Source organism: Hydrotalea sp. (assembly GCA_030054115.1).
GTDB lineage: Bacteria > Pseudomonadota > Alphaproteobacteria > JASGCL01 > JASGCL01 > JASGCL01.
In genome coordinates this window covers 42,834-52,036 of record JASGCL010000006.1, presented here as the reverse complement: position 1 = coordinate 52,036, position 9,203 = coordinate 42,834, and the positions used below count along the sequence as shown (strand labels likewise).

General features: G+C 52.4%; 8 protein-coding genes. 6 read left to right on the top strand and 2 right to left on the bottom strand.

Annotated elements, in window-relative coordinates; all coding sequences use genetic code 11:
* Nucleotides 1-256 precede the first annotated feature (256 nt).
* The 6 genes from ffh (at nt 257) to QM529_02445 (ending at nt 7,313) form a co-directional block, all read left to right on the top strand.
* Nucleotides 257-1,642, top strand: coding sequence for a signal recognition particle protein (ffh, locus tag QM529_02470; GenBank protein MDI9313528.1), 1,386 nt, complete (start codon nt 257-259; stop codon nt 1,640-1,642).
* Between the two features lie 49 nt (nt 1,643-1,691).
* On the top strand, nt 1,692-4,415 hold the full coding sequence (gene acnA / locus QM529_02465; protein ID MDI9313527.1) for an aconitate hydratase AcnA: 2,724 nt from the start codon (nt 1,692-1,694) through the stop codon (nt 4,413-4,415).
* A gap of 69 nt (nt 4,416-4,484) precedes the next feature.
* Nucleotides 4,485-5,903 (top strand): molybdopterin molybdotransferase MoeA, encoded by a 1,419-nt coding sequence (locus QM529_02460; protein MDI9313526.1) that lies wholly within the window; start codon nt 4,485-4,487, stop codon nt 5,901-5,903.
* A 63-nt stretch (nt 5,904-5,966) separates the two neighbouring features.
* The gene (gene moaD, locus QM529_02455) at nt 5,967-6,224 is read left to right on the top strand and encodes a molybdopterin converting factor subunit 1 (GenBank protein MDI9313525.1); all 258 of its coding nucleotides are present in this window, start codon (nt 5,967-5,969) and stop codon (nt 6,222-6,224) included.
* An 11-nt stretch (nt 6,225-6,235) separates the two neighbouring features.
* Entirely contained in the window at nt 6,236-6,712 is a 477-nt protein-coding gene (locus QM529_02450) for a molybdenum cofactor biosynthesis protein MoaE (protein ID MDI9313524.1), read from the top strand.
* 31 nt (nt 6,713-6,743) lie between these two features.
* Nucleotides 6,744-7,313, top strand: coding sequence for a GNAT family N-acetyltransferase (locus QM529_02445; GenBank protein MDI9313523.1), 570 nt, complete (start codon nt 6,744-6,746; stop codon nt 7,311-7,313).
* Between the two features lie 40 nt (nt 7,314-7,353).
* Here QM529_02445 and QM529_02440 read toward each other — a convergent pair whose 3' ends face one another.
* Nucleotides 7,354-7,830, bottom strand: coding sequence for a DUF192 domain-containing protein (locus QM529_02440; protein MDI9313522.1), 477 nt, complete (start codon nt 7,828-7,830; stop codon nt 7,354-7,356).
* Nucleotides 7,831-7,844: 14 nt separating this feature from the next.
* Nucleotides 7,845-9,203 (bottom strand): sodium:proton antiporter, encoded by a 1,359-nt coding sequence (locus QM529_02435; protein MDI9313521.1) that lies wholly within the window; start codon nt 9,201-9,203, stop codon nt 7,845-7,847.

The window sequence follows — 9,203 nt, the reverse complement described above, 5'->3', positions numbered from 1 at the left end:
TGCAAAAACCGCTTACGCGGTGGCAATATGATTTGCAAAAACCGCTTACGCGGTGGCAATATGATTTGCAAAAACCGCTTACGCGGTGTTTGCCTCCCACAGCTTTTTTATGTTATTTGTGCGAAGTAAATTCGCACGAATGCAGGCCATAAAACTTCACTTGCTTCTATATTATTGCAAAAACCGCTGATTTAGGTTTTGGCTTGGCGGGCAACGATATTGATTTTTTATTGGGTTCGGTGCATAACCGCTTATTATGTTTGATAATCTGGGCAAAAAATTACAGGCGCAATTTCGCCAACTGACCAGCCGTGGCGTGCTGTCAGAAAAAGACGTCGATAACATGCTGGCCGAGGTCAGGTTGGCCCTGTTGGAGGCCGATGTCGCCCTGCCGGTGGTTACAACCCTATTGGCGGATATAAGGGGCGAGGCGATTGGCCAAAAGGTGTTGGCATCGATTCGCCCGGGCGACGCGGTGGTTAAAATCGTCCATGATTCCTTGGTAAAATTATTGGCGACTAAGGAAGGGGCGGGGGCGCGCGACAAACTCCTCAACCCAAAAACTACACCGCATATTATGATGATGGTCGGGTTGCAAGGGTCGGGCAAAACCACCAGCACCGTGAAATTGGCCAAATGGCTCGATAAAAATAAAAAGGGCAAAACCCTGGTGGCGTCGCTTGATATTTATCGGCCGGCGGCGCAGGAGCAATTGGCGGTCTTTGCCAAAAAAAATGATGTCGCCAGTTTAGAAATTGTCGCCGGCGAGGAGGTTACCGCCATCGCCAACCGCGCGGTCAAGGCGGCGAAGCAAGATGGCTACGATTATCTTCTGCTCGACACGGCTGGTCGCCTGACGCTGGATAAAGAATTAATGAACGAATTGGTTGGTTTGAAAAAAACCATCAAGCCGAAAGAAATCTTGCTGGTGCTTGATGGTTTAAGCGGCCAATCGGCGATTCAAACCGCTAAGGGGTTTAACGACCCATTGTCCCTGTCGGGGGCGATGATGACGCGGATGGATGGCGATGCGCGCGGCGGCGCGGCCCTGTCGCTGGCGCATGAAACTGGTTGCCCATTGTGGTTTGTCGGTACGGGCGAGGGTGCGGATAAATTGGAATTGTTCGACGGCGCGCGCGTTGCCGGCCAAATTTTGGGCATGGGGGATATTGTCGCCCTGGTCGAGCGGGCGCAGGACGCCGCCGATGAAGACGACATGGCCGAGATGGAGGCGCGGTTTAAAAAAGGCCTTTTCACCCTGGTCGACATGCAAAAACAAATTCGCCAGATGAAAAAAATGGGCGGCATGAAGGAAATCTTGGGCATGTTGCCCCAGGGGTTATTGCCGCAGAATGTTAAAAACCTGCAGAATGCCAACCTCGACGACACGGTGTTTGCGCGCCAAGATGCGATTATTAATTCCATGACGCCGCGCGAACGCGAACGCCCCGATATTATTTTGGCCAGTCGCAAGAACCGAATCGCCAAGGGGGCCGGCGTGCAATTGGCCGACGTCAACCGCCTGCTGAAACAATTCATGACCACGCAAAAAATGATGAAGCAGGCCGGCAAGATGGACCAGGCGCAGATGATGCGCCAGATGCAGGCGATGAAGGGGCAGATGCCGCGAGGCTTTCGTTGATTGGTAAAAATGCCTTAAACATGTTATAATTGTTTTTGAGAATATAGACATGACCAACCAACCAAAAAATCCCTTTGCCAATTTTGTAACCACGCTCCAGGTTGCGACCGACCAACCAGGGGCTTACCATTATTACCCGATTGCAAAAATCGCCAAGGATGTTTTCAACACCGAGATTACCCAATTACCGCGTTCGTTAAAAATTTTATTTGAAAATGCGGTGCGGGCCGGCGATGAAACATCGGCGCGCGAAATTATCGCCTGGCTTAAAAATCAAAAAAACGACCGCGAAATTGGTTTTCGGCCGGCGCGGGTGCTGTTGCAAGATTTCACCGGCGTGCCGGCAATTGCCGATTTGGCGGCGATGCGCGACGCGATGCGCGATTTGGGCCGCGACCCCAGCCTTATCAACCCCGATATTCCGGTCGATTTGGTGATTGACCATTCGGTGATGGTTAATGAATTTGGCCGCGCCGATTCATTATCCGACAACATGGCGATTGAATTCCATGAAAATTTGGAACGTTACCAATTTTTGAAATGGGGCCAGGGATCGTTCAACAACCTGCGCATTGTGCCGCCGGGGTTGGGCATTTGCCACCAGGTCAATATCGAATATCTGGCGCAGGTGATTTTTGCAAAAAGCGAATCGGGCGCAACGGGCGATGTCATGCTCTACCCCGACACATTGGTCGGCACCGACAGCCACACCACCATGGTCAATGGCTTGGGCGTGTTGGGGTTCGGGGTCGGGGGGATAGAGGCCGAGGCCGCGATGCTCGGCCAGCCGATACCGCTGGTTATTCCTGAGGTGATTGGTTTTAAGCTAAGCGGTAAATTGCCGGTCGGCGCGACCGCCACCGATTTGGTGTTGATGGTGACGCAGATGTTGCGCAAAAAAAATGTCGTGAATAAATTTGTCGAATTTTATGGCGATGGGCTGGCGCTTTTGTCGGCCGAAACCCGCGCCACCCTGGCCAACATGGCGCCGGAATATGGCGCGACGGTCGGCCTGTTCCCGATTGATAAGGAAACGATTCGTTACCTGACCACCACCGCCCGCGCACCCGAATTATTGGCGCGGGTCGAGGGTTACGCCAAGGCCAATGGCCTGTGGCACGATGAAACCATGGCCGACCCGGTTTTCACCGACAGCTTGGCCTTAGATTTGGCCGATGTCGAACCGGCACTGGCCGGGCCAAAACGGCCGCAAGACCGCGTGCCATTGCGCCAGGTTAAGGCCGCCAGTTTACAATTGGATGAAGAAAATAAAAAATTGGCCGACGCATTGGCCGACCCGGTGGCGACGGGCAAAACCGGCCAAGATAAGATTGAGGGCGACCTCGGCGATAAAAAAAATACCCTGCCCGACCATGCGGTGGTGATTGCCGCCATTACGTCCTGCACCAACACATCGAACCCATTTGTCATGTTGGCGGCCGGGTTGGTGGCGCGGCGCGCGGTGGCGTTGGGTCTTAAACCAAAGCCGTGGGTTAAAACGTCACTGGCCCCCGGGTCGCGCGTTGTGCGCGATTATTTGCAAAATGCCGGCCTGTCGGTCGCGCTCGACCAATTGGGTTTTAACATCGTTGGTTTTGGTTGCACCACCTGTATTGGTAACAGCGGGCCGCTGAAGGATAAAGATATCGAGGAAGAAATAAAAAGGCGCGACCTGACCGTGGCGGCGGTGTTGTCGGGCAATCGCAATTTCGAGGGGCGGATTCACCCGCTGGTCAAGGCCAATTGGCTGGGTTCGCCGCCGTTGGTGGTGGCCTATGCCTTGTTGGGGTCGACGGCGCGCGACATCACCACCGAACCACTCGGCCAAGATAAAAATGGCAAGGATGTTTTTTTGAAAGACATCTGGCCGACCGAGGCCGAGATTCAAAAAACGGTCGATGAATTTGTAACGCCGGCGATTTACCAGGCGCGTTACGCCAACATCTTTGCCGGCACCGACGAATGGCAAAAAATCAAAAACACCTCCTCGCCCGATTTTGATTGGGGGGTCAATTCGACCTATATCAAACAGCCGCCGTTTTTTACATTGGCGGCGAACGCCAGCGGTGATATTCGCGGCGCGAAAATATTGGCGTGGTTGGGGTCGTCCATCACCACCGACCATATATCGCCCGCTGGTTCAATAAAACCCGAAAGTCCGGCCGGCGAATATCTATTGAATCATCAGGTCACGGTGCAACATTTTAATAGCTTTGGTTCGCGGCGTGGCAACCACGAGGTCATGGTGCGCGGCACGCTGGCCAACATTCGTTTAAAAAATAAATTGGCGAGCAAGACCGGCGGCTTCACCAAATACAATGGTAAGGAAACCACGATATTCGAGGCGGCGATGGATTACCAAAAACATCAACAACCGCTTATTATTATTGCTGGCCGCGAATATGGCACCGGCTCGTCGCGCGATTGGGCGGCGAAGGGGGTAAGGTTGCTGGGGGTGCAGGCGGTGGTGGCGGTTAGTTTCGAGCGGATTCATCGGTCGAACCTTATCGGCATGGGGGTGGTGCCGTTGGAATTTGTCAATGAAGATGATTACAATAATTTACAATTGAATGGTTCGGAAAATTTTGAGATTGTTGGCTTGGCCGATTTGACGCCGCAAAAAATAGTAAGCTTGGTGATTTCTGGCCACGAGAAAAAAATTGAAATCAAGGTCAAGGCGCGAATCGATAACGACACCGAATTACAATATTTTAAAAAGGGTGGGGTCTTGCCATTCATGTTGCAACAGATGGCAGGGCAAGTTGCGGCCTAAGCTGGGGACTAGGCTGGGTGGTGGCGCATCGGGACATGAAAGCCATCAAAACCAGCAAGCGATAAAATTATGGTGCAATTAAATAACGATTGTTTTGCGACGGGCGGTAACAATGGCCTGCTGACCCTGGCACAGGCCTTGGCGCGGTTGGAAAAAAACCTTGGGCATGCCCTGGCGAAAAAACCCCTTGCCAAAAAAACCATGGTAAAAATTTCGGAGGCGGTGGGGCGAGTCGCGGCGGTCGAGGTGTGGGCAAAAAACCCGGTGCCGCATTTTGCCAACAGCGCAGTCGATGGTTTTGCCTTTCGCCTGGCCGATGTTGTCGCCATGGAAAAAGAATTGGAAAAGGCGATGGAAAAAAATGGTGCGGCAAAAAATTTATCGGTCACCCTGCCCGTGGTCGGGGCGATAGCCGCCAACCCGCGGCCTGGCCTGGCAACATTGCCGCCGCGCCAGGCGGTGCAGATTTTCACCGGCGCGCCCATGCCCAAAAATGCCGACAGCGTGGTGATGATTGAGGATGTGGCGGTAACGCCGGATAAAACGCCGCGCGGTAATAAAAAACCTGACGACAATAAAAATGCCGCGATGTTTATCACCCTGCCGGCGAATATGGCTGGCAAATTTCACGCCGGCGACAATGTGCGGCGGGCGGGCGACGACGTGGCGCGCGGGCAAATGTTGTTGGCGCGTGGTGATATTATCACGCCGTTGCATGTTGGTTTGCTGGCGGCGCAAGATATTCAGCAGGTGGCGGTGTTCACCGCCTTGCGGGTTGGCGTTTTTTCCAGCGGTGATGAAATAAAATCAAGCGCGACAGCAAACCACAAATTAAAAATCGGCGAAATTTTTGACAGCAATCGGCCGATGATTATCGCGCTGTTGCGGGCTTGGGGTTATGACGCGGTTGATGGCGGGGTTCTGCCCGATGACGAACCCATCATGATAAAAAAAATGACGGCGGTGGCGCGCCGCACCGATGTGATAATCACCAGCGGCGGCATGGCGGTGGGCGATTACGACATGGCGGCTGGCTTGATTAAAAAAAGCGCGATGCAATTTTGCGGCGTGGCGATGAAACCCGGCCGACCGATAGGCTTTGGCACCATCGGCGGCAAACAATGGCTCGCCATGCCTGGCAACCCGGTGGCGGTGATGATGGGTATGTTTTTTTTGATAAAACCATTCTTGGGGTTGTTGCAAGGGCGCGGCCGCATGGTGGTGGCACGCCCCAGCCTGGCGGTGGTGGATTTCGCAATGAAGAAAAAACCTGGCCGCCGCGAATGGCTGCGGGTGAAATGCAGGCAAGAAAATACCGGCGAAAATGACGGCTTGTGGCGGGCAACAAAAATTGCCAAAACCGGTTCGGCTGTGCTATCATCGCTGAGCGAGGCCGATGGCATCGTCGCCCTGGCGGAGGATGTCACCACCATTGCCGCGGGCGACCGCTTGCCATTTTACCCCATCGAACAATTGTTGGGACATTAAATTGCACACTAATTGGGACACTGAATTGCATATTGATAAAAAAAATTCACAACAGATAAAACCATGATGATACAGGTGCGTTATTTTTCTTGGGTGCGCGAAAAATTGCAAAAGGACCGCGAAACACTCGAACTGCCGGCCAACGCCAGCCGGTTGCAGGATGTTCTGGCGACGCTCGACCAACGCGGCGGCGATTATGCCTTACTGAAAAAAAATAACGGCATGTTGCGCTACGCCCTTAATTACCGCCTTGCAAAACCCAGCGACCAGATAAAAAATGGCGACGAGGTGGCGATTTTCCCACCAGTGACCGGCGGCTAAGGAACAACAACATGAAACAAAAAATTATCATCCAGCAAGAAAAAATTGACATGGCCCAGGCCTATGAATTTTTGCAGGCGCAAACGGGCGATGACAATAATGGCGCGTTGGTGGTTTTTTCGGGGGTGATGCGTGGCCGCAACGAACACGGCGCGATAAAAAAAATAACCATGGAGCATTACGACAAGATGACCGAAACAACCATCGCCGAGATTATCGCCGCCGCCCAAGAAAAATTTTTGATAAACAAAACCATTGTCCTGCACCGCGTTGGTGATATTTTGCCGCATGATACCATTGTTGTCGTTGGCGTGGCGGCGACCCATCGGTATGACGCATTTCGCGCCGCCGAAATGGTGATGGATTATTTAAAAAGCGACGCGCCATTTTGGAAAAAAGAAATAATGGTGGATGACAATAATGATGGCGATGAATTGTGGGTTGCGCAAAAACCAACCGACCAGGTGGCGCGCAAAAAATGGCAATAGATAATAATAAAAAAAACAAGGCTTGCTTACCATGGTTAATAAAAAAAAGATGAAGACAACCACCGCCCTGCCGGCTGGCGTGGTGGCGGCCAACACCGGTGTCAGAAAGCACATGGCCAGCCTAAGCAATTTTTTGTTTCGCACCCATTACCGGATAGAATTGGCCGATGTCGGCGACACCGACCTGGTGGCGTTGTTGATTGATAAATTGTTGCGCGAATCATTCTTCCCCGAGGATTTGCCGCGCCCCGAGGAAATCCAGCAAACCACCGAATATCTTTTGAGCGACGGCCGTTACCAAGCGATTTTGGCCTATAGCGAGGATAACCAAGCGGTCGGGGTGATGACGGTGGTCGAGGGGGTTTCCCTGCGGTCGAAGGGGCGTTACGGCCAAATCATGGGGGTTTATGTCTCGCCCGAGGAAAGGTCGAAGGGGGTGGGGCGCGCCCTGATGGATTTTTTAAAAGACCTGGCGCGGCAAAATAATTGGACGCGGCTTGAGGTGTTGGTGCCGGCGCGCGGCGACCCCATTACCGCCGAACAATTTTTTCAACGCGCTGGTTTTGCCAGCACCGGCAAGGCCCTGACCATCATGCTGTAATTTTTCGTTTAAGGAAAACGATTATCAACGAACAACAAAATTATTGCACAATGACCATCTGGTCGCCCAGGCCGATGCCATATTGCCGCGCTTGACCGGCCATAACCTCCAACACCCATTTCACCGGATATTGCGAGCTGATGGAGTCTTCGCTGTATGGTGTGGCGTGGCGCGCAATGTGCCGCACCCGCCCGGCGGCGTCGATAAACACCATGTCGAGCGGCAGGATGGTGTTTTTCATCCAAAAATAAACGACCTGTGGTTTGTCGAACAAAAACAACATGCCGCCATGGTCGGGCAGGCTGGTGCGGAACATTAACCCCTGGTCGCGGGTGGCGTCGCGGGTGGCATATTCAACCAACAGCGTAACCTTAGCCGCCTTGGTGTTTTTATCGTTGAAGGTAATTTTTATTTTATCCAGCGGGGTTATATCCTGCGCCACGCCATGGCGCGGCCACACCGCCGGCGCAACCAAGACACTTGCCATGACGCACAGGGTTAAAATATTTTTTATCATCTTAATTTTTTATCTTAACGAAAGAATAAAATACTTATCAATAAATAGCTAGGCAATAGAATCAACAGGGCATAAAAGCTGTAAACAAAAAAATGCGGCGTTTTTATTTTGTAATGTTCGGCCATGGTTTTTACCATAAAATTAGGCGCGTTGCCGATATAGCTGTTGCCGCCCATAAACACCGCGCCAAGCGATATCGCCATCAGGATGGTTTTTTGACTGGTCATCAGCTCGGCCGCGTTACCGCCGGCCAATTCAAAAAACACCAAATAGGTTGGCGCATTGTCAAGGATGCTGGAAAAAAAACCGGTTAGATAAAAATAACCCATCGGGTTGCCGGTGCCATCGGGCTTGGTGAGGTAACCACCAAACAGGTTGCCGTCATTATTGTTGGATAAAACCCCCAGCACCGGAATCAATGTAACAAAAATACCAAAAAATAAAATCGCCAATTCGCTTAATGGCGCAAAGCCGAAGCCATTGGCACGGTGAATCGCCGCCGGCGTGGTGCGATAGGAAATGACCGCCAGCAGAACCAACGCCCCATCGCGCAACAGCGCGGTCACGGCAACCGGCACGCCGCCCAGGTTAAACACCATCGCATTTGACGCGAAGCCACTGCATAATAAGGTGATAATAACCCCGAGGAGGAGGAGGCCGTTATAACCGGCGCGAATGGTTAATTTGCCGCTCGGTTTATTTTTTGTTTTTTTATGTTCGCCCGCCCGTCGCCAGCAATAGTTGTCGAACAGAAAAAACATCAGCAACACCAAACCGGCGGTTAGCAAAAATGGTTGCCACAGGTTTTTTAGCGGCCAGAAAAAATCGACACCGCGCAAAAAACCCAAAAACAGCGGCGGGTCGCCCAACGGGCTGAGGGCACCGCCCACATTGCCAACCAGAATAATAAAAAATATTACCAGATGCGCCTGGTGCTTCCTTTGCGCGGCCGAGCGAAGCAACGGGCGGATAAGCACCATTGCCGCCCCCATTGACCCCATGATGCTGGCCAGCAACGTGCCGAGCAATAATAATTGCAAGTTGCGTATTGGCCGGCCGTCGAAATAACCCGCGACCACAATGCCGCCGGCAATAATAAATAATGTCGCCAGCAAAATAATGAATGGCAAATAATCATGAATCATGGTTTCGAGCAAGTCATGGGTCGCACCGCCCAGGCCGCCGCCCAACAGCAATAACGGCAAAACCAACAGCACCCAGCCGAGGGTTATTTTGTCAAAATGCCGGTCCCACAGGTGGCGAAAAAATAACGGCACCAGGGCCAGGCTTAACAACAGCCCGGCAAAGGGCATGACCGGTAAGACCCCGCTCAAGAATTCGCCAAAATTATATTGTGCCAAAAAATCCGCCAT